This window comes from Fluviibacterium sp. S390 (assembly GCF_049800695.1).
Lineage (GTDB): Bacteria > Pseudomonadota > Alphaproteobacteria > Rhodobacterales > Rhodobacteraceae > Meridianimarinicoccus.
Genome location: NZ_JBNAFN010000003.1, coordinates 2,811 through 23,759, shown reverse-complemented (window position 1 = coordinate 23,759; position 20,949 = coordinate 2,811). Strand labels below are relative to the sequence as shown.

Annotated in this window: 22 protein-coding genes; 6 read left to right on the top strand and 16 right to left on the bottom strand. The window is 64.8% G+C overall.

The features are described 5' to 3' along the window. Positions 1–44: 44 nt before the first annotated feature. The 7 genes from ACP15K_RS03345 to ACP15K_RS03315 all read right to left on the bottom strand — a co-directional run bounded on the left by ACP15K_RS03345 (position 45) and on the right by ACP15K_RS03315 (position 6,129). Positions 45–245 carry a hypothetical protein gene (locus ACP15K_RS03345; RefSeq protein WP_193140723.1) on the bottom strand — a complete coding sequence of 67 codons (201 nt, stop codon included), beginning with the start codon at positions 243–245 and terminating at the stop codon, positions 45–47. 75 nt (positions 246–320) lie between these two features. Further along, a complete protein-coding gene (locus ACP15K_RS03340) occupies positions 321–869 on the bottom strand; it encodes a hypothetical protein (RefSeq protein ID WP_193140724.1) in 549 nt (182 codons plus the stop codon). 102 nt (positions 870–971) lie between these two features. Continuing rightward, positions 972–2,312 carry a methylenetetrahydrofolate--tRNA-(uracil(54)-C(5))-methyltransferase (FADH(2)-oxidizing) TrmFO gene (gene trmFO, locus ACP15K_RS03335; RefSeq protein ID WP_424989809.1) on the bottom strand — a complete coding sequence of 447 codons (1,341 nt, stop codon included), beginning with the start codon at positions 2,310–2,312 and terminating at the stop codon, positions 972–974. 27 nt (positions 2,313–2,339) lie between these two features. After that, on the bottom strand, positions 2,340–3,479 hold the full coding sequence (locus tag ACP15K_RS03330) for a lytic murein transglycosylase (protein ID WP_193140726.1): 1,140 nt from the start codon (positions 3,477–3,479) through the stop codon (positions 2,340–2,342). A gap of 76 nt (positions 3,480–3,555) precedes the next feature. Beyond that, complete coding sequence (locus ACP15K_RS03325; RefSeq protein WP_424989808.1) at positions 3,556–4,479, bottom strand: site-specific tyrosine recombinase XerD; 924 nt, start codon at positions 4,477–4,479, stop codon at positions 3,556–3,558. Further along, positions 4,476–6,008, bottom strand: coding sequence for a hypothetical protein (locus tag ACP15K_RS03320; RefSeq protein ID WP_424989807.1), 1,533 nt, complete (start codon positions 6,006–6,008; stop codon positions 4,476–4,478). The genes ACP15K_RS03325 and ACP15K_RS03320 overlap by 4 nt, the downstream gene beginning before the upstream one ends. Continuing rightward, positions 5,998–6,129, bottom strand: coding sequence for a hypothetical protein (locus tag ACP15K_RS03315; RefSeq protein ID WP_264299175.1), 132 nt, complete (start codon positions 6,127–6,129; stop codon positions 5,998–6,000). The genes ACP15K_RS03320 and ACP15K_RS03315 overlap by 11 nt, the downstream gene beginning before the upstream one ends. Before the next feature lie 98 nt (positions 6,130–6,227). Between ACP15K_RS03315 and ACP15K_RS03310 the strand changes: the two genes are divergently transcribed. Both ACP15K_RS03310 and aroB read left to right on the top strand, forming a co-directional pair. Further along, positions 6,228–6,809 (top strand): shikimate kinase, encoded by a 582-nt coding sequence (locus tag ACP15K_RS03310; protein WP_193140729.1) that lies wholly within the window; start codon positions 6,228–6,230, stop codon positions 6,807–6,809. Then, positions 6,796–7,923 carry a 3-dehydroquinate synthase gene (gene aroB, locus ACP15K_RS03305; RefSeq protein WP_193140730.1) on the top strand — a complete coding sequence of 376 codons (1,128 nt, stop codon included), beginning with the start codon at positions 6,796–6,798 and terminating at the stop codon, positions 7,921–7,923. The genes ACP15K_RS03310 and aroB overlap by 14 nt, the downstream gene beginning before the upstream one ends. 100 nt (positions 7,924–8,023) lie before the next feature. On the opposite strand, the gene ACP15K_RS03300 is transcribed toward aroB, so the two are convergent. Together ACP15K_RS03300 and ACP15K_RS03295 are read right to left on the bottom strand one after the other, a co-directional pair. Then, the gene (locus ACP15K_RS03300; protein ID WP_193140731.1) at positions 8,024–8,713 is read right to left on the bottom strand and encodes a M48 family metallopeptidase; all 690 of its coding nucleotides are present in this window, start codon (positions 8,711–8,713) and stop codon (positions 8,024–8,026) included. A 98-nt stretch (positions 8,714–8,811) separates the two neighbouring features. Further along, entirely contained in the window at positions 8,812–9,258 is a 447-nt protein-coding gene (locus ACP15K_RS03295) for a VOC family protein (protein ID WP_226925702.1), read from the bottom strand. A 167-nt stretch (positions 9,259–9,425) separates the two neighbouring features. Between ACP15K_RS03295 and ACP15K_RS03290 the strand changes: the two genes are divergently transcribed. Then, positions 9,426–9,836, top strand: a complete 411-nt coding sequence (locus ACP15K_RS03290; RefSeq protein WP_193140732.1) for a universal stress protein — start codon at positions 9,426–9,428, stop codon at positions 9,834–9,836. Between the two features lie 40 nt (positions 9,837–9,876). After that, positions 9,877–11,508, top strand: coding sequence for a BCCT family transporter (locus tag ACP15K_RS03285; protein WP_193140733.1), 1,632 nt, complete (start codon positions 9,877–9,879; stop codon positions 11,506–11,508). A 49-nt stretch (positions 11,509–11,557) separates the two neighbouring features. Here ACP15K_RS03285 and ACP15K_RS03280 read toward each other — a convergent pair whose 3' ends face one another. The 6 genes from ACP15K_RS03280 to ACP15K_RS03255 are packed head-to-tail and all read right to left on the bottom strand — an operon-like array spanning position 11,558 to position 17,652. Further along, on the bottom strand, positions 11,558–13,603 hold the full coding sequence (locus ACP15K_RS03280; protein WP_193140734.1) for an acyltransferase family protein: 2,046 nt from the start codon (positions 13,601–13,603) through the stop codon (positions 11,558–11,560). A 29-nt stretch (positions 13,604–13,632) separates the two neighbouring features. Continuing rightward, positions 13,633–14,814 (bottom strand): vWA domain-containing protein, encoded by a 1,182-nt coding sequence (locus ACP15K_RS03275; protein ID WP_193140735.1) that lies wholly within the window; start codon positions 14,812–14,814, stop codon positions 13,633–13,635. Between the two features lie 3 nt (positions 14,815–14,817). After that, positions 14,818–14,982 carry a hypothetical protein gene (locus tag ACP15K_RS03270; RefSeq protein ID WP_193140736.1) on the bottom strand — a complete coding sequence of 55 codons (165 nt, stop codon included), beginning with the start codon at positions 14,980–14,982 and terminating at the stop codon, positions 14,818–14,820. Continuing rightward, positions 14,979–16,370: a DUF2927 domain-containing protein gene (locus tag ACP15K_RS03265; protein WP_193140737.1), complete on the bottom strand. Its 1,392-nt coding sequence runs from the start codon at positions 16,368–16,370 to the stop codon at positions 14,979–14,981. Before ACP15K_RS03265 ends, ACP15K_RS03270 begins: the two co-directional genes overlap by 4 nt. 2 nt (positions 16,371–16,372) lie before the next feature. Then, the gene (locus ACP15K_RS03260; protein WP_424989806.1) at positions 16,373–16,813 is read right to left on the bottom strand and encodes an N-acetyltransferase family protein; all 441 of its coding nucleotides are present in this window, start codon (positions 16,811–16,813) and stop codon (positions 16,373–16,375) included. Next, the gene (locus tag ACP15K_RS03255) at positions 16,810–17,652 is read right to left on the bottom strand and encodes an AAA family ATPase (RefSeq protein ID WP_193140739.1); all 843 of its coding nucleotides are present in this window, start codon (positions 17,650–17,652) and stop codon (positions 16,810–16,812) included. The genes ACP15K_RS03260 and ACP15K_RS03255 overlap by 4 nt, the downstream gene beginning before the upstream one ends. A gap of 215 nt (positions 17,653–17,867) precedes the next feature. Here ACP15K_RS03255 and dksA point away from each other — a divergent pair, with 215 nt between their 5' ends. Next, the gene (dksA, locus tag ACP15K_RS03250) at positions 17,868–18,290 is read left to right on the top strand and encodes an RNA polymerase-binding protein DksA (protein ID WP_193140740.1); all 423 of its coding nucleotides are present in this window, start codon (positions 17,868–17,870) and stop codon (positions 18,288–18,290) included. Between the two features lie 78 nt (positions 18,291–18,368). Next, positions 18,369–19,538, top strand: a complete 1,170-nt coding sequence (locus ACP15K_RS03245) for an FAD-dependent monooxygenase (protein ID WP_193140741.1) — start codon at positions 18,369–18,371, stop codon at positions 19,536–19,538. Between the two features lie 158 nt (positions 19,539–19,696). Here the strand turns inward: ACP15K_RS03245 and xth are convergent, their stop codons facing one another. Continuing rightward, the gene (gene xth / locus ACP15K_RS03240) at positions 19,697–20,494 is read right to left on the bottom strand and encodes an exodeoxyribonuclease III (protein WP_424989805.1); all 798 of its coding nucleotides are present in this window, start codon (positions 20,492–20,494) and stop codon (positions 19,697–19,699) included. Positions 20,495–20,949: the final 455 nt, after the last annotated feature.

Sequence of the window (20,949 nt, the reverse complement as noted above, 5' to 3'; positions counted from 1 at the left end):
GCCACTTGGCCAGACGGTCGGAACCCTATTGCCGCGACCGCCGGTCAGCGGCCTTCGCGCATGATTTTCGCGGTGCCCGACTGGTGGATCAGGAACCACGCCAGGATGATGAACATCGGATGGGTCAGCCCGCCCGAGAAGATCAGCGCCGGAATCCAGATCAGGAAGGTGACGATGGCAACGAAGGGCCGTCCGGCGATCAGGATCGACAGCGGCGGCAGCAGAATGGCAAGGATATAGTTCATCGGACGTCCTGTTGAGTGAAGTTAATCAGCGTTACATTCAAACTTAGGCACCGCGGTCCCGATCTTCAAGCCAGCCTATGCCGCATCCTGATCCGCCGTTGTCTTGCGCCGTCTGGACCTGACCAGAGCCAGCCCGCCAAAACCGGTCAAAAGCGCAGGCAAGGCGGCGGGAAGCGGGGTTTCCGTGATTTCCTTGGAAGATGTTGTTGGCTTGTACCGGTAGTACACCGTATCGGCCCCGTTTCCTTCGGCATTGTTGACGAGCAAGGTGATCGTCAAAAAGTCGCTTCCCGTGAAGGTTCCCCCCCACAAATTATACAATCGGTTTCTGTCGGTATACGATACGTTCTCGAACGGTGGGACCTTGTTGGTCACCGGAACAAACACGTGCTGTGGGAAGTGGCGTGACTTGCGAAGCTGGATGTGGAAGTCCGATACTTCAGTTTGATCGTAATTGCTCAGCACGATCTTGAAGATGCCCGGTCGCTTCTCCGGCGTTTGATAGGTCATCCATTCCGACCACATGTCCGGGTGGTCGATGTCAATCGTCGTTGTGGCAAGTACCGGCGCGCCGAAGCAAATCATCGCGCCGGTCAGCGCGGCTTTCAGTATTGAAGAATGCACTTTCAGGTCTCCTGGTCAGTGCCGCTGGATAGCACAATACATCCTCTGATTGTATGCCGACCCTGACAACCGCTTTTCAGGAACAGCAATCTGCCTTGCGCGCTAGTCTGTTGTTCCCAGCCACTTTAGCCAAAGCTCTTTTGCCCGATCTGTATAGGCCTTGTAGCGCGCGGGGCGGTTCTTGCGGCCGCCTTTCAGATCAACCGGCGGGAACAGGCCAAAATTCACATTCATCGGCTGGAAGGTCTTGGCCTCGGCCCCGCCTGAAATATGGGTGATCAGCGCGCCTGTGGCAGTTTCGGGGGGCGGAGTGTCCACGGTTTCCCCCTTGATTTCGGCAGCCGCCAGACGACCCGCCAAAAGGCCCATGGCGGCGCTTTCGACATAGCCCTCGACGCCGGTGATCTGTCCGGCAAAGCGGATGTTCGGCTTGGATTTCAACCGCATCTGCCCGTCCAGCAGCGTCGGAGAGTTGATGAAGGTGTTGCGGTGAATGCCGCCCAGACGGGCAAAGCGCGCCTCTTCCAGTCCGGGGATCATCCGCAACACCTCGGTCTGGGCGCCGTATTTCATCTTGGTCTGGAAGCCGACGATGTTGAACAGCGTGCCAAGCGCATTGTCGCGGCGCAACTGCACGATGGCATGGGCCTTGATGTCCGGCTGGTGCGGATTGGTCAGGCCCACCGGTTTCATCGGGCCGTGGCGCAGGGTTTCGCGGCCGCGTTCGGCCATCACCTCGATCGGCAGGCAGCCGTCGAAATACTTGGCGGTTTCGCCGTCGTGAAACTCGGTCTTCTCGGCGGCCAGAAGGGCGTCGATGAAAGCTTCATAGGTGTCGCGGTCCATCGGGCAGTTCAGATAGGCGGTGCGCTCGGCCTCGGTCTCGCCCTTGTCATAGCGGCTTTGGAACCACGCCTTGGACATGTCGATGCTGTCGGCGTGGATGATCGGGGCGATGGCGTCGAAAAAGGCCAGCGCATCGGCGCCGGTCTCGGCCTGAATCGCTGCGGCCAGCCCGCCCGAGGTCAGCGGGCCGGTGGCAATGATCCAATGGCCGTCGTCGGGCAGGGCGGTGATCTCGCCATATTCGACCGAGATCAGCGGATGCGCCTTCAGCTTGGCGGTGACCGTTTCGGCAAAGGGCTCGCGATCCACGGCCAGCGCGCCGCCCGCCGGGATCCGGTGCGTATCGGCGGTGGCCATGATCAGCCCGCCCGCCTGACGCATTTCCCAGTGCAGCAGCCCCACGGCGTTCTGTTCGCTGTCGTCCGAGCGGAAGGAGTTCGAGCAGACCATTTCGCCCAGATTGCCGGTCTGATGGGCAAAGGTGCCGACCTTGGGCCGCATTTCGTGAAGGGTGACGGGCACGCCAACATTGGCGGCCTGCCACGCGGCCTCGGAGCCGGCCATGCCGCCGCCGATGATGTGAAGTGTCTCTGTCATGGCGCCGACATAGGGGGAAAGTGCCGTTTAGCCAAGACTTGCCAGCAGGGCCTTTGACGGTTCCCCGGTCACCGGCAGACCCCGGTTCTGCTGATAGTCCCGGATCGCCTGAATGGAGTTCGGGCCGATCACGCCATCGCTGCCGCCGGTGTCAAAGCCGCGGGCTGTGAGGCCCTCCTGCAGGGCAATGCGATCGTCCTTGGTCAGCCCGTATTCATCGGGTGGAAAGCTGCCGCGCAGGGGGCCGGCGCCGCCGATCCGGTCCGACAGAAGCCCGACGCCAAGCGCGTAGGCGTCCGAGTTGTTGTAGCGTTTGATCACGTTGAAATTGCGGGTGACGACGAATTTCGGTCCGCCGGCCTGCGGCTGGATCGTGCGCCCCGACGGCGTGCCCGGCACCCCGGCCTCGCCGCCCCATTTCAGGCCCTTGGTCCAGCCGTTGCGCGCCAGATAAGCGGCGGTCGAAGCCAGCGCGTCGCTGGGATCGTCAGACCAGATATCGCGGCGGCCATCGCCGGTGTAGTCCACGGCAAAGGCCTGGTACGAGGTCGGGATGAACTGGGTATGTCCCATGGCCCCGGCCCAGCTTCCGGTCATGTTGTTGGCGGCGATATCGCCGTTCTGGATGATCTTCAGCGCCGCGATCAACTGTTTCTCGAAGAAGGCACCGCGCCGCCCGTCATAGGCCAGCGTCGAGGTGGCCGAGATCACCGGCACATCGCCGCGCCGCTCGCCATAATAGCTTTCCAGCCCCCAGATCGCCGTGATGATGGTGGCATCGACGCCATAGGTGCTGGCAATGGCATTCAACGTGCTGCGATGGCGGGCATAGGCCGCGCGGCCTTTCGAGACCCGCTCGTCCGAGACGGCGATGGACAGGTAGTCTTCAAGGCTGCGCTTGAATTCGGTCTGGTTGCGATCCCGTTTGACGACCCCCGGCAAGTAACCCGCGCCCCGGAACCCGGCATCAAGGGTCGCGGTCGTGATCCCCTGCGCCCGTGCCCGACCACGAAACCCCGAAACCCAGGCGTCATAGGCGGCATTGGGGACCGGTTTCAGATCGGCGGAAAGCCCGCTGGAGGCGCGCGATTGCGGGATGGAGGAACTGCATCCGGCAAGGCCGAGAGCGGCCAGCCCAAGGCCAAAGGAACGACGGGATATGTGCATGGGTCTGCTCGGACGATTGTTTGCGTTCCGGCTCACACTAATGCTTCGCGGCGGGCTGGCAATGGCCGTGGGCCGTTTACTTTTCCGCCAGCGGGTGATGGGTCAGAACCAACTCGCGCAGGCGGGTTTCGACCACATGGGTATAGATCTCGGTGGTGGACAGATCGGCGTGGCCCAGCAAGGTCTGGATCGCCCGCAGATCGGCACCGTGTTCCAGCAGATGGGTGGCGAAGGCGTGGCGCAGGGTGTGCGGCGTGACCTTGGTGGGGTCGATGCCCGCTGAAACCGCCAGCGCCTTGAGCATCAGAAAGAAGCTCTGCCGGGTCAGATGCCCGGCGGCGGCGCGGCTGGGAAACAGGTAGGCCGAGGGTTTGGCGCCTTCGGCCACGGCGGCCTCCTCGGTCGCATCGCGCGATTCCAGCCAACGGGTCAGCGCCGCGCGGGCAGGGCGCGACAGCGGCACCAGCCGTTCCTTGTCGCCCTTGCCGCGCACCAGAAGCACTTGCGGGTCGCCCCGGGCAGCGGACACCGGCAGGGTCACCAACTCGCTGACCCGCAGGCCGGTCGCATACAGGATTTCCAGAAGGGCTGTGTTGCGCAATCGGTCGGCGTCGGTGCGGCCCTGCGCGGGGACGGCCTCCAGCATCGCCGAAACCTCGGCCTCGCTCAGCGTCTTCGGCAGGGCGCGGGTCTTGCCCGGCCCCTTGATCTGGATCGCGGGATTGTCGCCGCGCATGCCTTCCTCGAAGGTGAATCGATACAATTGCCGGATCGCCGCTAGCCTGCGGGCGCGGGTGGCCCGTGACAAGCCCTGATCGGTGCAGAAACCCAGGTAGGCCTCGATGTCGCCGCGTTGTGCGGAGTCAAAATCCAGCCCCCGGCGCGTGCACCAGGTCAGGAAGTCCTTCAGGTCGCGCCCGTAAGCCAGAAGTGTGTTGCGCGCAGCCCCCAGTTCAGCGGCCTGGGCCTCTAGAAACCGGCTGATGAGCGCCTCGCTCATCCCCGCGGGTCCAGCAGCAGGATTTGGGCCGCTGCATGGCGGGCGGTGTTGCCCAGCCCCAGCGCCGTGAGCAGTTGCACGGCCTCGCCCGCGTCGGTGGGATCGCCGCCGTGGCCTTCCGACAGATCGCGCAAGGCCAGCAACAGCGCCTCGCCGGTGCGGTTCTGCGCGACCAGATCGGCATAGCTTGCGGGCAGGGTGTCGGCCTCCAGCCCGGCGGCAAGGGCGGCGGCCAGGGGCACGTCGGCGCGTACTTTCGTGTCCTGTCCGACAACCGCCGCCGCATCCTGCAGGGCCGATGGCAGGGTGTCGGGCGGCACCGGTGGTACGCTCAACCGGGCGCGACCGTTGGACAGCAGCGCCATCTCGTAGACAAGCGGACCAAGGCTTGCAGGCAGGCGCAGCCGCTCAAGCCGGGGCTGCACGAGGGCGGCCAGAACCGCGTCCAGCGTGACCTGATGCATGGCCTCCCGGACCCTTGGCAGCAGATTGGCGACGTCATTGGCATTGCCGGCGGTCAGTGCCACATCCAGCCGCTGGATCAGGTCAACCCGGTCCCAGACCCCGCCCGAGGCGGCGGCGCGCCGCGCCGTATAGATCGCCAGCAGGTCCTGCACCGGCAGGGCACCAGCGCGGGCCAGACGTTCGGCAGCCTCGATCTGTGCCTTCCAGCCGATGATGTGGCGCAGGTCGGTCTGGGCGAAGGCCAGTGGCAGGTCACGGGTCGGAATGGGCTCGCCTACGGCCTCCAGCAACCGGAAATCCAGCGGTGTGATCGGATCCGGCAGCGGCGGCGACGGTTCGCCCTCGAACAGTTCGGGATCAAGGAAGCGGGCCATCCGGTCGCGCGCCTCGGGCGTGATCCGGTCCAGGGCAAGGGCGGTTTCCAGGGTCAGCGCGGCGGTGGGCCAGCGGCCCGATCGGGCCAGGCAGAAGACCTTGGTTTCGATGTTGGGCACCAGATCGGGCTTGGCCGCCAGCGTGGCGCAGCCGCGATCCTCGGTACCCAGCAGCAGCGAGATGTCGAACCAGCGGCGAAACAGCTCGGGCGTGTCAGGACCGGCGCGCTCCAGCAGCGACTGGGCTGCCACAAGATCGCCCCGGGTCAACAGGGCATCGACACGGGCCAGCAGAAACGCCTCGCCCGAACCGGTGGGCGGGATCGCCTCGGCCAGAACCAGATTGCGGAACAGCGTCTGTAGGGCCGGATGCAGCAGACCGGGCATGGCGCGCATCAGCCGGGTCACGGTGTCGGTATCGGACGCGGCCCAAAGATCCCCCGTCAGCCCGACACTGACCGGCGAGATCAGCCCGGTCGTGCCCAGTTCGGGCGGCTCCAGCGGCGCCACGTCGATGGGGGCGGGATCGTCCAGCGGGGTGGCCGGTGGTTCGTAGCGTTCGGTCGGGGCTTCCAACGTGTCCGACAGCCACGGAATGGCCGACAGGGGCGCATCGTCACCGGCCGCGACCGAGGCGGTCACGCCCAGACAAGCGCCCAGCAGGGCCCCGGCAATGCGTCTATTGCGCATTCAGATCCACGGGGATCCGGGTTTCGGTCTGCGCCGGGCTGAGATCGCCCAGATAGGCGAAACCCACCAGACCGAGCACGGCCAGTAGAAGAAGGACGGAGATGATCTTGACTAGTCGCACGATGCCTGAGCCTCTGTTCTGTCAGCGTTGTGACCGCTTTCGTCACATTCTATATGGGAATTGCCGCAAGATCACGTCATAGAGATGTATTAAATAAGATGAGGGAAAGGGCAGGCCTTTTGGCGCAAGAGCTGAAAAAAACTGTCGTTCTGGTGGGGATGATGGGCGCGGGGAAAACCGCCGTGGGGACAGCCGTGGCCCGCAAGCTGGGGGTGCCGTTCATTGATCAGGACGACGAGATCCAGGCGGCGGCGAATTCCACGATTTCCGAGATTTTTCAGACCTATGGCGAGGCTTTCTTCCGCGAGAAGGAGACCCAGGTGCTGGCGCGACTGCTGTCCGGGCCGCCCTGCATCCTGTCCACCGGCGGTGGTGCCTTCCTGTCCGAGCGCAACCGCGCGTTGATCGAAGCCTCGGGCGTGTCGGTCTGGCTGAATGCCGAGTTGAACCTGCTGTGGGCGCGGGTGCGGTATCGCGACACGCGGCCCCTGCTGCGCACCGAGAATCCCTATGAAACGCTCAAGACGCTGTTCGAGGCACGCACCCCGATCTACGCGCAGGCGGCGATTCATGTCTCGTCGTTTTCCAATTATTCCATTGATGACATGGCCAGCGCGGTGATCGCGGCGCTGGCCGAACATCCCGACATCCTGAAAGTGACCAACCATGCCTGCCGTTGAAACCGTTCATGTGCCGCTGGGCGACCGGGCCTATGATGTGAGGATCGGGCCGGGGCTGCTGGCGGATGCGGGGCGTCACATCGCGCCGCTGCTGAAACGCCCACGGGTGGCCATCGTTACCGACGACAACGTGGCCGCGCGGCATCTGGCGGCGCTGGAAGCGGCGCTGAAGGCTCAAGGCATCGACAGCAGCGCGCTGGTGCTGCCGGCGGGTGAAAGCACCAAGGGCTGGCCGCAGTTCACCCGCACCGTCGAATGGCTGCTGGCGGAAAAGATCGAGCGGCGCGATGTGGTCATCGCCCTGGGCGGCGGCGTGATCGGCGATCTGGTTGGGTTTGCAGCGGCAGTGCTGCGCCGGGGCGTCCGCTTCGTGCAGATCCCCACCAGCCTGCTGGCGCAGGTCGACAGTTCGGTCGGCGGCAAGACCGGGATCAACGCGCCGCAGGGCAAGAACCTGATCGGCGCTTTCCATCAACCCAGCCTGGTGCTGGCCGACAGCGGCGTGCTGGCCACCCTGCCGGATCGCGATTTCCTGGCCGGTTATGGCGAGGTGGTGAAATACGGGTTGCTGGGCGACGCCGATTTTTTCCAGTGGCTGGAAGAACATGGCCCGGCGTTGCGGGCGGGGGACGAGACCGCGCGGATCAAGGCGGTGCGCCGCTCGGTGGAAATGAAGGCCGAGATCGTGGTGGCCGACGAGACCGAGCAGGGCGAGCGCGCGCTGCTGAACCTCGGGCACACCTTTTGCCACGCGCTGGAGGCGGCGACGGGCTATTCCGACCGGTTGCTTCACGGCGAAGGCGTGGCCATCGGCTGTGCGCTGGCGTTTGAACTGTCATCGCGGCTGGGGCTTTGTGCGCAGGAAGATCCCAGCCGCGTGCGGGCGCATCTTCAAGAGATGGGCATGATGCGCGATCTTGCTGATATTCCGGGAGAATTGCCGGGTCCCGAGGCGCTGATTTCGCTGATGGGGCAGGACAAGAAGGTCGTGGATGGCACGTTGCGGTTCATCCTGGCGCGGGGCATCGGCGCGGCCTTCGTGACAGATGATGTTCCGGCAGAGATCCTGCGCACGGTGCTGGACGATGCCTTCGCGCAACGGCCCGCAGCCTGAGGGACGGCTCCCGCCCCGCCTTGCCCCTTGGGGGCGTGTCTGGTTGGGCCGGGCGCCGCTGCGCGGCGCAGTGAGTATTTCTGACAAGAAAAACCGGGGATTAGCCTTCGGGCTGCCAGCGGGATTCTAGCGCCTCGATGGCGGCGATGCGGGCGTCGGTCTTGGGATGGCTGAGCAGCCAGGCGGGCATGGTGGCGCCATGAGCGCCGGTCAGGCCGTCGAGTTTGCGGAACAGGGATTTCTGTGGTGCGGTGCCGATGCCGGCCTTGACCAGCAGGGCAGAGGCATAGGCGTCGGCTTCGAATTCATCGCTGCGCGACAGATGTGCGGCCAGCAGGGTGGCCAGACCGTTGGCGATCCAGACGCCGATGCCCGGCAGGAACCGCGACAGCACCACCGCAAGGGCGCTGCGCAGCGCATTTTGTCCTGAAAAATCAATGAGTCGCTTGCGGGCGTGGCCCAGGGCGACATGGCCCAGCTCGTGGGCGATGACGCTGGTCATCTCGGTGGCTGTGACCTCGCCCGCGCGGTACTTGTTGTAGAACCCGCGGGTGATGAACACCCGTCCGTCGGGGGCCGCAAGCCCGTTCACCGGGTCGATGTTGTAGAGGTTCACCTTGATGCGCGGCAGGTCGAGAGCGGCGGCCAGCTTGTTGAATTCACGCGACAATCCTGGATCCACCAGTTCGGTGGACTTGGCGTCGAGCTCGCGCCGGGTGCGGAAGGCCGAGACCATGTACATGGCCAGGCCGTAGAACACCGCCAGCAGGATCGGGGTCAGTTTCAACATGTTCTAGAGATGGGGGCGCAGGGCGGTTCCGGCAAGCAAAAAAACGGGGCTGGAACGCGTATGGAAAACGTATGGCTGGTGTATGGCTGGCGCACCGCTCAGCTTTCGTAGAATTCCAGCGGCAACCCGTCGGGATCGGGAAAGAAGGTGAAGCGGGCGCCGGTGTAGGGGTCGGTCCGGATCGGCTCGACCGCGATGCCGGCGGCTTTCAGCGGCGCGATCGCCGCGTCGAGGTCGGTGACCGCGAAGGCGAGATGGCGCAACCCCTGTGCCTCGGGGCTGGTGGGGCGCGGCGGCGCATCGGGAAAGGTGAAAAGCTCGATCCCGATGCCCGAGGGATGGCGCAGATCCACTTTCCACGAGTTGCGCGGGGCGCGGAAGTTGCGATCCACAACCTCGAACCCCAGAAGATCGCCGTAAAAGGCAAGGCTGGCGTCGAGATCGGAGGCGATGAGGGCGACGTGGTGCAGGGCTTTCAGGGTCATGACCCCGGCAAAGCAGACCGGGCCGGGGCATGCCAGCAAAAAGCGCACCCACTGCACCATGTCGTATTTTCGGGCCGACCCGGCGCTGTGGGGACATTGCCGGGGCCGGGCTGTCTTACGCTGGGTCAGCAATCATCCATGAGATAATCACCAGAACTCCGCTATAGTCCGGGGACGGATGAGACGTGCCCGGCCGAACCCGCCGGGCGGACAGGAAGGGAGACGGCATGTTCAAACGCATCATGATGCCCATCGACTTGAGGCATCTCGACAGCCAGGCCCGGGCGCTGACCTGCGCCCATGATCTGGCCAAGCTTTACGGCGCCACGGTGATCTACGTCGGTGTCAGCGCCGCCACGCCGACCGAGGTTGCCCATACCCCGGCCGAATACAAGGCCAAGCTGGCGGGCTTTGCCACCGGGCAGGCCGGGCAGGGGATCGCCACCGAATCCCATGCGATCATCGACCATGATCCCGCCGTTGATCTGGACGGGGCGTTGCTGCACGCGGTGAAGGACACCGGTGCCGATCTGGTGGTGATGGCCAGCCACGATCCCGGCATCCTGAATTACATCTGGCCCACCAATGGCGGCAAGATCGCGGGGCACGCACATGTGAGCGTGCTGGTGGTGCGGTGATCACCACGGGCCGGCAACAAGAAATGACAGGGAGGTCTTCATGACCGACGAGACCGAGACCAGTATTCCGGCGCCGGAAGGCGACGCGGAGATCATCGACACCGATTACACCATCGGGCAAGACAATTTCGAAACCCAGGTCGGCCCTTTCGGGGTGGATATCCACAACCCGGTGTTCCTGATTTCCGGGATGAGCATCATTGCCTTTGTCTTCTACGCCCTGGCCCTGCCCGAGCAGGCGGCGGGCTTCTTCGGCTGGTTGCGCCCGGCGCTGACCGCCAATTTCGACTGGTTCTTCATGGGCGCGGCCAACATCTTTGTGCTGTTCTGCCTGTTCCTGATTGTCTCGCCGCTGGGAAAGGTGCGGTTGGGCGGTTCGGATGCGACACCGGACTACAGCTATATCGGCTGGTTCGCGATGCTGTTCGCCGCCGGCATGGGCATCGGGCTGATGTTCTATGGTGTCAGCGAACCGATGAGCCATTTCGGCACTTCGCTGGGCGGTACCACGGTTGAGAACGGCGTGCGCACCGACTGGGCACCGCTGGGCGGGGCTGCGGGCGATGAGGCCGAGTCAATCCGGCTGGGCATGGCTGCCACCATCTATCACTGGGGGCTGCATCCCTGGGCGATCTACGCGGTTGTGGCGCTGGCGCTGGCGCTGTTCAGCTATAACAAGGGGCTGCCGCTGACGATCCGCTCGGCCTTCTATCCGCTGCTGGGTGAACGTGTCTGGGGCTGGTGGGGCCATGTGATCGACACTTTGGCGGTGTTTGCCACGCTGTTCGGGCTGGCGACCTCGCTGGGGTTCGGCGCGACGCAGGCCAATGCCGGTCTGAACGAGTTGTTCGGGGTGCCTGTCAGTTCGACCACCGAGGTCATCCTGATCACCGCGATCACCGCTGTGGCGCTGATTTCGGTGGTGCGCGGACTGGACGGCGGCGTGAAGGTGCTGTCCGAGATCAACATGGGGCTGGCTTTCCTGTTGCTGCTCTTCGTACTGATCGTGGGGCCGACGGTGGCGATCCTGACCGGATTTGCCGACAGCCTGCTGGCCTACGTGGAATACCTGCCGGCGCTGGCGATGCCGCTGGGCCGCGAGGATGTGAACTTCAGCCAGGGCTGGACCGCCTTCTACTGGGCGTGGTGGGTCAGCTGGTCGCCCTTCGTGGGGATGTTCATTGCCCGCGTCAGCCGGGGCCGCACGGTGCGCGAGTTCATCATCTGCGTGCTGCTGATCCCGTCGCTGGTCTGCGTGCTGTGGATGAGCGTCTTCGGCGGCACCGCGATCCAGCAGGTCGTGCAGGATGGCGTCACCGCCGTCAGCGAGGCGCCGCTGGAGCTGAAGCTGTTCAAGATGCTGGGTGAACTGCCGCTGAGCAGCATCACCTCGTTCATCGGCATCATCCTTGTGGTGGTGTTCTTCGTGACCTCGTCGGACAGCGGATCGCTGGTGATCGACACGATCACGGCGGGCGGCAAGATCGACGCGCCGGTGCCCCAGCGGGTGTTCTGGTGCATCTTCGAAGGGGCTGTGGCCATCGTGCTGCTGATCGGCGGCGGGCTGGCGGCCTTGCAGGCCATGGTGATCTCGACCGGGTTGCCGTTCACGGTCATCCTGCTGCTGATGTGCTGGGCGATCTACAAGGGGCTGAAGTCCGAACGGGGCTAGGCGCCCTACGTCTCTCCCGGTTCCGGCGCTTTGCCGGGGCCGGGCACGCCTATGGGGGCGTCATCCCATGCGAGTCCAGCACCTGCCCGATCCGTGCGGCCAGCATGTTGGCACCCAGATCCGAGACATGGTTGTCGGACGCGAAATAGATCAACTCTCCCTTCGCGGCATAGCAGCGTCCGCTGTCGTCCGAGCAGAACAGGCGTTCGGGATAGACCCGCACCACATTCGGGTCTGTCACCCGGTCAAGCGCCGCATAGCTGCTGGCCGTGCGTTCGTGAAACCGGTCCAGGCTGGTCGACAGGTCCGGCAGGTCTTCGGCGGACCTGGGAAGCGGGCGCAATTCGGTCAGCTTGCGGTGGACATGAAACCCCTGTTCGGGAACCGGGTAGACCAGCACCAGCCCGCGGGCGGTCTTGGCCCAGTCCGACAGGGTCGAAACCACCAGATCGGACCGCCATCCCGCCTCGGCGGCCCGGCGCGCGGTATCGGGCGGTGTATAGCGCACCTCGCGGTCGCCTTCGCCATTGTCGAACAGTTCAAGCTCCAGCATCACCGGAATGCGTGCGCTGAAGACGACGATGGGCTCGTGCATCTCGGCCAGATAGGTCCGGAACTGCGCGGCGCGCTCGGCGCAGCGGGCGTTCGGATCAAGGCCGAAGTATCCGCCATCGATGTGGGAACACCCCGCGAACGTCACCTGCACGAAGGGCATCGACAGGTCGTCGGCCAGCGCCTTCATGCTGTGGGCGAGGGCGCCGGCGTGGCTGTCGCCCACCAGCACCAGTGGCGAGGTTTGGCTGGGGTCGCCGAAGACGCAGCTTTCCTCGACATCCAGATTTGGGAAGTGGGACCCGGTGTGCGAGCGATGGCAGAAGCGGCCGTCCTGGCTGTTGCGCTTGACCTGGACGCTGTCCAGCACATCCATCAGCGCCTGCATCCGGAACGGCGCGCCCTTGGTGGCCAGGGACACGGTGGACAGCGCGATGACGCAGGCCGTACCGGCGGCCAGGATTGTTCCGGACAAGGCCAGGGACCGACCATGGCGCAGCGGGGATTCCACCAGCCGATACGAGGCCAGGGACAGGACATAGACCAGCACCAGCCAGATCGAGAAGTCGATCCAGCCGGGTTGGGTGTTCATGATCCGGCCAAAGGCGAACACCGGATAGTGCCAGATATAGAGCGAGTAGGAGAGCAGCCCGATGTGCACCATGGGCGCCGTAGAGAGAAACCGGCGTGCCCGCGTCTGGTCGGTGCCCGCCAGGATGCTCAGGCTGCCAAGAACGGCCGGTAGCGTGGCCACGCCGGGGTGATAGGGCCCGAAGGCCAAAAACAGGCCCGACAGAAGGATCAGGGCCAGTCCGATGCCGGCCAGCGGCCAGCGCGACAGGAACGGCGCGGGTGCCTTGTCGCGTGCCAGGTACAGCGCCAGAGCCGCGCCGGACGACAACTCCCAGATGCGGGAGGGCAGCAGGTAGAAGGACAGCATCTGGTCGGTGGCCGTGAGCGCGCAGGCCAGGGCAAAGCCCAGAACCGTGACGGCCACGAAAAGCGCCAGGATCCGCCCGGGCATGAACCTGAAGGCCAGGATCAGCGTGATCGGCGCGATCAGGTAATACTGTTCCTCGACGGCCAGCGACCAGGTGTGCAGCAATGGCATCAGCAGGCCGGAATCCGCGCCGTATTGCTGAAGTCCGTTCCACCAGAAGAAATTGGATGCAAACAGCAGCGACCACAGGGCCGAAGCCGAGAATTGCGACAGATCCTCGGGCAACAGATAGGCCCATGCGACCCCGTAGGCTACCAGCATCATGGTCAACAGGGCCGGCAGCAGGCGCCGGGCGCGGCGGATGTAGAACCGCCGGAAACTGATGCGGCCCGTGGTGGCAAGCTCTCGAACAAGGATCGAGGTGATCAGGTATCCCGAGATGACGAAGAAGACATCGACCCCAACGAAGCCGCCCATGGCCAGCTTGTGGCCAAAAAGCTCGGTGCTCAGATGGTACACCAGCACCAGAAGGATCGAGACCGCCCGCAAGCCGTCGATGTCACGGCGATAGCTGGGGACGGCGGTTTTACCGAAATCGGCCATGATTGTACGTCTGTCCTGTGTTGGAACGCCTAGCCCAGCACCCGCATCCCGCGGTCCAGCCCTTCCAGCGTCATCGGCACCATGCGGTTTTCGAAGACCTGCCGGATCAGCCCGATGGACTGGGTATAGCCCCAGTGCTTTTCCGGCACCGGGTTGATCCACAGGTGATCGGGCCATTGCGTGGCGGCGCGGCGCAGCCAGGTTTCGCCCGCTTCCTGGTTCCAGTGTTCATTGGCGCCGCCGGGATACATCACCTCGTAGGGGCTCATCGAGGCGTCGCCCACGAAGATGCATTTGTAGTCCGGCCCATAGGTGTGCAGCACGTCCCAGGTCGGGGTCTGCTCGGTCCAGCGGCGGGAGTTGTCGCGCCAGACACCTTCGTACAGGCAGTTGTGAAAGTAGTAGTGTTCGAGATGCTTGAATTCGGCCTTGGCGGCCGAGAACAGCTCTTCCACCAGCCCGATGTGATCGTCCATCGAACCGCCCACGTCGAGAAACAGCAGCACCTTGACGGCGTTGCGCCGTTCGGGCCGAGTTTTTACATCAAGATAGCCGTGTTCGGCGGTGGCGCGGATGGTGCCGTCGAGGTCCAGCTCGTCATGGGCGCCGTCGCGGGCCCAGCGGCGCAGGCGTTTCAGCGCCACCTTGATGTTGCGGGTGCCCAGTTCGACGGTGTCGTCAAGGTTGCGGAACTCGCGCTTGTCCCAGACCTTCACGGCGCGGCGGTGGCGGCTTTCGTGCTGGCCGATGCGCACCCCTTCGGGATTATAGCCGTAGGCGCCGAAGGGCGAAGTGCCGGCGGTGCCGATCCACTTGCTGCCGCCCTGGTGGCGGCCTTGCTGCTCCTTGAGACGCTCCTTGAGGGTCTCCATCAGCTTTTCGAAGCCGCCCAGGGCCTCGATCTCGGCCTTTTCTTCGGGCGAGAGGGTCTTTTCGGCCAGCTTCTTCAGCCATTCCTCGGGCAGATCGACCTGGCTGACCAGTTCCGACAGGTCGACGTGTTCCAGCCCCTTGAAGGTTTCGGCAAAGGCCAGGTCGAAGCGGTCGAGGTGGCGTTCGTCCTTCACCATGGCGGTGCGGGCGAGGTAGTAAAATCCGTCCACGTCATAGGTCACCAGCCCGGCGGCCATGCCGTCGAGGAACGACAGGTATTCGCGCAGGCTGACGGGGATCTTGGCGCTGCGCAGGTTTTCGAAGAAGCGCAGGAACATCCGCTAGACGATCCGGTTCAGAAGGATTGTGACGAACAGGCCCAGCAGCGCGAAGGCGATGCCATAGCCCGCGCCATACTGAAGGATGTCGGCAAGGTTGCCCTTGCGTTTGCGGGCGATGTGGCTGCCCCAGAGTGCGCCGGCGAATGCGGCAATCAAGATGATCATGTTCCCTCCAGTGCGCGCGGCACCAATGCGTCGATTTCAGCGGCCCGCCGCAACACGTCGGCGTCCGAGCGCAGCCCGTAGCGCGCCCAACCATAGCCGTCGCGGCGCGTGGCGCTGGCTTCGCCTGTCCGGCCGAGCGCGTCAAGCGCTGCCGCCTTCACCAGCAGGAAGTCGGCCAGCAACGCCGCGTTCTCGGCCTGTCGGGCGGCCGGGATGTGCTTGTCGGCCAGCCGCAGGACGGTGTCCATCTCGCCGGTGGCCAGCGCGAAGGCCGAAATCTGGATGCCGACATTGGCGCCATGGATCGCGGTGGCGTCGCGCTGCTGGTAGACATAGCCCGCCTGAAAGAAGTCCTCCAGCGCCTGCGGGCCATTGCCACCGGCGGCAAGCCGTCCGCTGGTCAGGAAGGACAGGCCAAGCCTTGTGTCGTCCCAGCCTGCGTCAAGCGCCAGTTCCAGCGCACGGGTGGCGGAGTTGCGGCGCGCACCCATGGAGCGGTCGGGCGTCAGTGCCCCGTCGATGGCGCGCAGCCAGGGCTTGGTCGATGGTGCGTAGGGACGGGTGGCATAGCGGCGCCCGGCGGGGTTGATCCGGTCGAGGACGCCGGGCAGCACGGCAGCCAGTTGGCCCGCTGACATGCCGTTGCGCACCGCCGGATCATAGGTGGCCTTCAGGATCAGCATGTCGAAGCCGGTCAGCACCGAATGCATGTTGTCGTCGTTGAAGATCGAGTCTTCCAGCCGGTAGAGATCGTTGACCGGGCCAAGCGCCTGGGCGGTTTCCTCGTGCAGGCAGTCGCGGATTTCCTGCGGGCTGACATCGGCGGGAATGAAGATCGTGGCGGCGGTGCGTTCGGTCAGCCCGGACCAGTTCAACCCGCTGATGCGGCGGCGGCTGCTGAATTCGGCCCAGGTGATGTGGCGCGGCAGCACGAAACAGGCGGCTGCGGGGACTTCGCTTTGCAGATCGGCGCGGGCGATGGCCTCGATCACGATGGCGGCGGTGTTGGGGGTCTTGACCTGCCGCAGGTCGACGCCGGCCTCGCGGCGGATGCGGGTAACCAGCCGCGACAGTTCGGTGCGGAAGATCGGGGTAACATCGCCGGTCAGGGCAATGGTGACCGGTTCGGAGAAGCGGGTGAAGACCGGCAGGCTCTCGCCGTTTTCCAGCTTCATGGTCAGGTCGATGAAATCGCGCGCCAGTTCGGTGTTCGACCGCCGGGGCGGCTCGGGCCGCGCGGCGCCGAAGGTTTTCATCGGCGGCAGGGCACGGGTTGCGGCGATCATCTCGGGACTGGGCTGGGCCGGTGGGGTGTCGAACGGCTGGGCACAGGCCGACAGCAGCAGGGCCACGGCAAGGGCGGCCAGCAGACGCGCGCGCAGGATCATCGTCAGGACCGCCTGTAGACCATGAAAGGCGTGGCGGTGCCGATCCGGTCGTAAAGCTGCCGCGCGGGGGTGTTGAAGGTCTGGGTCAGCCAATAGACATCCGGCGCGCCACGGGCGTCGGCGGCGACATAGACCGCTTCGATCAGCGCCCGGCCAATGCCGGTGCCGCGCTGCGCGGGCGCGGTGTAGAGGTCTTGCAGGTAGCAGACATCACGGGCCTTCCAGCCGTGGGTATGGAACAGGAAATGCACCAGCCCAAGCAGTTCGCCATCCTGTTCGGCCACCAGCCCGTGGATCGACGGGTCGGGCGCGGTCAGCCGCGCGAACTGAAGCTCGAACTGTTCGGCGGGCAGGGAGGTTTCATAGTAGTCCAGATAGCCGGTCCAGAGGTCTTGCCACCGGGTGCGATCCTCGGGCCGCACCGGGCGGATGGTCGGGCTCATCTGCGCTGGCTCCGCGCCATGAAGGCGAGACGTTCGAACAGATGCACGTCCTGTTCGTTCTTCAGCAGCGCGCCATGAAGCTTGGGCAGGGCTGACCCGGCATCGGCCTTCAGGTCTGCGGGATCCAGATCTTCGGCCAACAGCAGCTTGAGCCAGTCCAGAACCTCGGAGGTGGAGGGCTTCTTCTTCAGCCCGCCGGTGTCGCGAATTTCATAGAACTGCTCCAGCGCGGCGGTCAGAAGCGCGGGCTTGATGCCGGGATGATGCACCTCGACGATGCGCTTCATGGTCTCGGCATCGGGGAAGCGGATGTAGTGGAAGAAACAGCGGCGCAGGAAGGCGTCGGGCAGTTCCTTTTCGTTGTTCGAGGTGATGATGACGATGGGCCGGTGGGCGGCGCGCACGGTCTGGCCGGTCTCGTAGACAAAGAACTCCATCTTGTCGAGTTCCTGCAGCAGGTCGTTGGGAAACTCGATATCCGCCTTGTCGATCTCGTCGATCAGCAGCACGACCTTGCCCGGTGCCTCGAAGGCCTGCCACAGCTTGCCCTTGCGGATGTAGTTCGCCACGTCGTGCACGCGTTCGTCGCCCAGCTGGCTGTCGCGCAGGCGCGAGACGGCGTCATATTCGTACAGGCCCTGCTGCGCCTTGGTGGTGGATTTGATCGACCATTCCAGCATCGGCAGGTCCAGCGCCTCGGCCACCTGCATGGCCAGTTCGGTCTTGCCGGTGCCTGGTTCGCCCTTGACCAGCAAAGGGCGCTCCAGCGTCACGGCGGCGTTGACCGCGACGGTCAGGTCGTCGGTGGCGACATAGGTGTCGGTGCCAGTGAACTTCATGCTACTCGTCCTGCCCAGAAACATTGTCGGCGCGACCCTAGCACAGCGCGCGGGTGCTGCAAGCGGACGTTAAAGAAGCGTGGAATCAGCGTGACAAGCTGTTGGGGTTCTTGTATTCGGGCGCTGTAGGACCAGACCCGCATGTTTACCAAGGATTTCGGTCATGTATGGCCGCGAGACCCGAGGTCCCTGACGGGAGAAAAAGGGGAGCAGAGATGAAGGCCGAGGTGTTTTTGCCCGATGACTATCGTCCCGCCGAGGACGAGCCCTTCATGAACGATCGACAGCTGGAATATTTCCGACGCAAGCTGACGGCCTGGAAGAACGATATCCTGGTGGAAAGCCGCGATACGATCGAAGGCCTTCAGGACAGTTCACGGAACTTTCCGGATGTGACGGACCGGGCGTCTGAGGAGACCGACCGGGCACTGGAGTTGCGCACGCGCGACCGTCAACGCAAGCTGGTGTCGAAGATCGACGCCGCGCTGCGCCGGATCGACGAGGGCGAATACGGATACTGTGAGGCGACCGGAGAGCCGATTTCGCTGAAGCGTCTGGATGCGCGTCCCATCGCCACCATGACGCTGGAAGCGCAGGAACGTCACGAGCGCCGCGAAAAAGTGCATCGCGACGATTGAATTTCGGCGCAAGCTGATTTTTGTCAAGGCACCCGGGTCTCGCCTGGGTGTTTTTCGTTTCCCAAGGGAGGGCGTCTCATGCTGATCGGACAGGACATCACCGTCATCGGCGCTGGCATCGGCGGGCTGACCGCGGCGCTGGCGCTGGCCAAGCGCGGCGCAAGGGTCGAGGTGCTGGAGCAGGCGTCGGAAGTCACCGAGGTGGGCGCGGGTATTCAGGTCAGTCCCAACGGCATGGCGGTTCTGGACGCCCTTGGGGTGGCCGAAGCGCTGATCGCGCGCTCGGTGCGCGGCCAGAAAGTCACCCTGCGGGACGGGCTGACCGGCAAGGCCGTGGTGGAGATGGATCTTGCCGGGCTGAAAGCGCCGCACCCCTGGCTGTTCGTGCATCGGGCCGATCTGGTCGATGTGCTGCACGAAGCCTGCAATGCCATCGGTGTGGATATTCGCCTGAACGCGGGCGTGGACGCCCTGTTGCCGGTGGATGACGGAGTGCGGTTGGATCTGGCCTCGGGCGAGACCCTGACCCGGCCCTTGGTGATTGCCGCCGATGGCGTGCGGTCGAAGGCGCGCGCGGTGGTGGCCGGCGAGGAAGAGCCGGCGTTCACCGGCCAGACCGCTTGGCGCGTGCTGGTGCCGCAACCCGAAGCGGTGGCCCCGGAAGTGCAGGTCTTTCTCGGGCCCGGACGGCACATGGTGGCCTATCCTCTGCGCGATGGCCGGACCATGAACGTGGTGGCGGTGCAGGAGCGCGATCACTGGGTCGGCGAGGGCTGGACCCAGCAGGATTATCCCGAAACCCTGCAAGCGGCCTTTGCCGATTTCGCCCCCGAGGCGCGGGCCCTGCTGGCCGATATCGAGGAGGTCTATCTTTGGGGCCTGTTCAAGCGGCCGGTGGCGCAGGTATGGTCGCTGGGACGGCTGGCCCTGCTGGGCGATGCCGCCCATGCCACCCTGCCGTTCCTGGCGCAGGGGGCCTGCATGGCCATCGAGGATGCCTGGGTTCTGGCCGATGCGTTGTCCAACGCCGCTTCTCCTGAAACCGGGCTGGCGGCTTATGAAACCCGGCGTATTGATCGTTGCCGCCGGATCGTGGCCGGGGCGGACAGCAACGCCCGCGCCTATCACCTTGGGACGCCGCTGCGGTCCGGGGCGCTGGCCGCGCTGAAACTGGGCGGCAAGCTGGCACCCAAGGCCGCGTTGAACCGGTTCGACTGGTTGCACGGGCACGACGTCACCAAAGACTAGGTCCCCGGTTGCCCCCGTCGCCGGGGGGCTCCCGCCCGTCGTTGCCCCTTTGCGGGGCGCCTCCCGTTGGGCCGGGCGCCGCTGCGCGGCGCAAGGTGAGTATTTTGGCCAAGAAGAATTGTGCGGCGCGGTAGAACAGAGCGCCCGCCGTATTGTGCTCAGGCCGCGAGGTCGATCCAGACCGGCACGTGATCGGAGGGTTTATCGCGGCCGCGGATGGCGCTGTCGATCTGGCAGTCGTTCAGCAGATCTGCGGCTTGCGGCGACAGCAGCAGGTGATCAATACGGATCCCGTCATTCCGGTTCCATGCCCCGGCCTGGTAGTCCCAGAAGCTGTAGTGTTCCGGTCCGGGATGCGGGGGCATATGCGGATGGCAAACGCGGAAGGCGTCGGTCAGGCCGAGGTTCACGATCCGGCGCCAGGCGGCGCGGCTTTCGGGGCGGAACAGCGCGTCGTCGCGCCAGGCCGCGGGCCGGGCCGCGTCCTCGGCCTGCGGAATGATGTTGTAGTCGCCGCAAATCACCATCGGCTCTTCCCGGGGCAGGAGGGTGGCGAGATGCGCCTCCAGCCGCTGCATCCACGCCAGCTTGTAGTCGAACTTGGGGCCTGGCGCCGGATTTCCGTTGGGCAGGTAGAGCCCGCAGACGCGCACCGGCACATCGCCGATCACGGTGGCTTCGATGTAGCGGGCCTGTTCGTCGGCCTCATCGCCGGGAAGGCCCCGGCTGACATCTTCCAGCGGCAGCTTCGACAGAATGGCCACGCCGTTGAAGGACTTCTGGCCGTGGGTTTCGACCTGATAGCCGAGATCCTCGAAATGGGGCGCTGGGAAATTGGCATCCACCGACTTGATCTCTTGCAGGACGGCCACGTCGGGTCGTGCTTCCTGCAGCCAATCCGTGAGGGCGCCGATGCGGGCCTTGATGCCATTGATATTGAACGTCGCGATTTTCATGGGGTGTCCTACAGCTGTCCCCACTGGCCTAGGCCAAAGGGCATGCATCGTCCAGACCGGCCTTGGTGTCTTGATCGTCCTGCAAGGGGTTGTCCGGCAGGGCATCGGGATCGTAGAGCGCCCGACCCCGCCGTCGATCGGCAATGGCTTTTTCCGCCTCGGGATGGAGATGGCGGCGCGGTTCGACCGGTACAGGTTCCGTGGGCTCCCCGTTATCTGGCGCCTGTATAGACGGTCTCGCCTTGCGGGCATCGGCCCGAACAGCGCGAGATCACCTTCGATCCGCCCTTGATTTGGGTGACGCAGGGTCGGCCCGGGACTTTTCATGGAAAGTGCATTTTCTTCTAAAAAAGGGGTTGCGACTCTTTGAGAGTGGCTCTAGACACCCCTTCACCGACGGGGCGGCGACGCGCTGTTGGGGGGCTGGACGGGGTTGAGAGGCTTCGGAAGGTGAC

Excerpts from the sequence above, each read along its gene's own strand:
- ACP15K_RS03345 (WP_193140723.1), bottom strand. The coding sequence starts at position 245 with ATGAACTATATCCTTGCCATTCTGCTGCCGCCGCTGTCGATCCTGATC.
- trmFO (WP_424989809.1), bottom strand. The coding sequence starts at position 2,312 with ATGACAGAGACACTTCACATCATCGGCGGCGGCATGGCCGGCTCCGAG.
- ACP15K_RS03330 (WP_193140726.1), bottom strand. The coding sequence starts at position 3,479 with ATGCACATATCCCGTCGTTCCTTTGGCCTTGGGCTGGCCGCTCTCGGC.
- ACP15K_RS03325 (WP_424989808.1), bottom strand. The coding sequence starts at position 4,479 with ATGAGCGAGGCGCTCATCAGCCGGTTTCTAGAGGCCCAGGCCGCTGAA.
- ACP15K_RS03320 (WP_424989807.1), bottom strand. The coding sequence starts at position 6,008 with ATGCGCAATAGACGCATTGCCGGGGCCCTGCTGGGCGCTTGTCTGGGC.
- ACP15K_RS03310 (WP_193140729.1), top strand. The coding sequence starts at position 6,228 with ATGAGGGAAAGGGCAGGCCTTTTGGCGCAAGAGCTGAAAAAAACTGTC.
- aroB (WP_193140730.1), top strand. The coding sequence starts at position 6,796 with ATGCCTGCCGTTGAAACCGTTCATGTGCCGCTGGGCGACCGGGCCTAT.
- ACP15K_RS03300 (WP_193140731.1), bottom strand. The coding sequence starts at position 8,713 with ATGTTGAAACTGACCCCGATCCTGCTGGCGGTGTTCTACGGCCTGGCC.
- ACP15K_RS03295 (WP_226925702.1), bottom strand. The coding sequence starts at position 9,258 with ATGGTGCAGTGGGTGCGCTTTTTGCTGGCATGCCCCGGCCCGGTCTGC.
- ACP15K_RS03290 (WP_193140732.1), top strand. The coding sequence starts at position 9,426 with ATGTTCAAACGCATCATGATGCCCATCGACTTGAGGCATCTCGACAGC.
- ACP15K_RS03285 (WP_193140733.1), top strand. The coding sequence starts at position 9,877 with ATGACCGACGAGACCGAGACCAGTATTCCGGCGCCGGAAGGCGACGCG.
- ACP15K_RS03280 (WP_193140734.1), bottom strand. The coding sequence starts at position 13,603 with ATGGCCGATTTCGGTAAAACCGCCGTCCCCAGCTATCGCCGTGACATC.
- ACP15K_RS03275 (WP_193140735.1), bottom strand. The coding sequence starts at position 14,814 with ATGTTCCTGCGCTTCTTCGAAAACCTGCGCAGCGCCAAGATCCCCGTC.
- ACP15K_RS03270 (WP_193140736.1), bottom strand. The coding sequence starts at position 14,982 with ATGATCATCTTGATTGCCGCATTCGCCGGCGCACTCTGGGGCAGCCAC.
- ACP15K_RS03265 (WP_193140737.1), bottom strand. The coding sequence starts at position 16,370 with ATGATCCTGCGCGCGCGTCTGCTGGCCGCCCTTGCCGTGGCCCTGCTG.
- ACP15K_RS03260 (WP_424989806.1), bottom strand. The coding sequence starts at position 16,813 with ATGAGCCCGACCATCCGCCCGGTGCGGCCCGAGGATCGCACCCGGTGG.
- ACP15K_RS03255 (WP_193140739.1), bottom strand. The coding sequence starts at position 17,652 with ATGAAGTTCACTGGCACCGACACCTATGTCGCCACCGACGACCTGACC.
- dksA (WP_193140740.1), top strand. The coding sequence starts at position 17,868 with ATGAAGGCCGAGGTGTTTTTGCCCGATGACTATCGTCCCGCCGAGGAC.
- ACP15K_RS03245 (WP_193140741.1), top strand. The coding sequence starts at position 18,369 with ATGCTGATCGGACAGGACATCACCGTCATCGGCGCTGGCATCGGCGGG.
- xth (WP_424989805.1), bottom strand. The coding sequence starts at position 20,494 with ATGAAAATCGCGACGTTCAATATCAATGGCATCAAGGCCCGCATCGGC.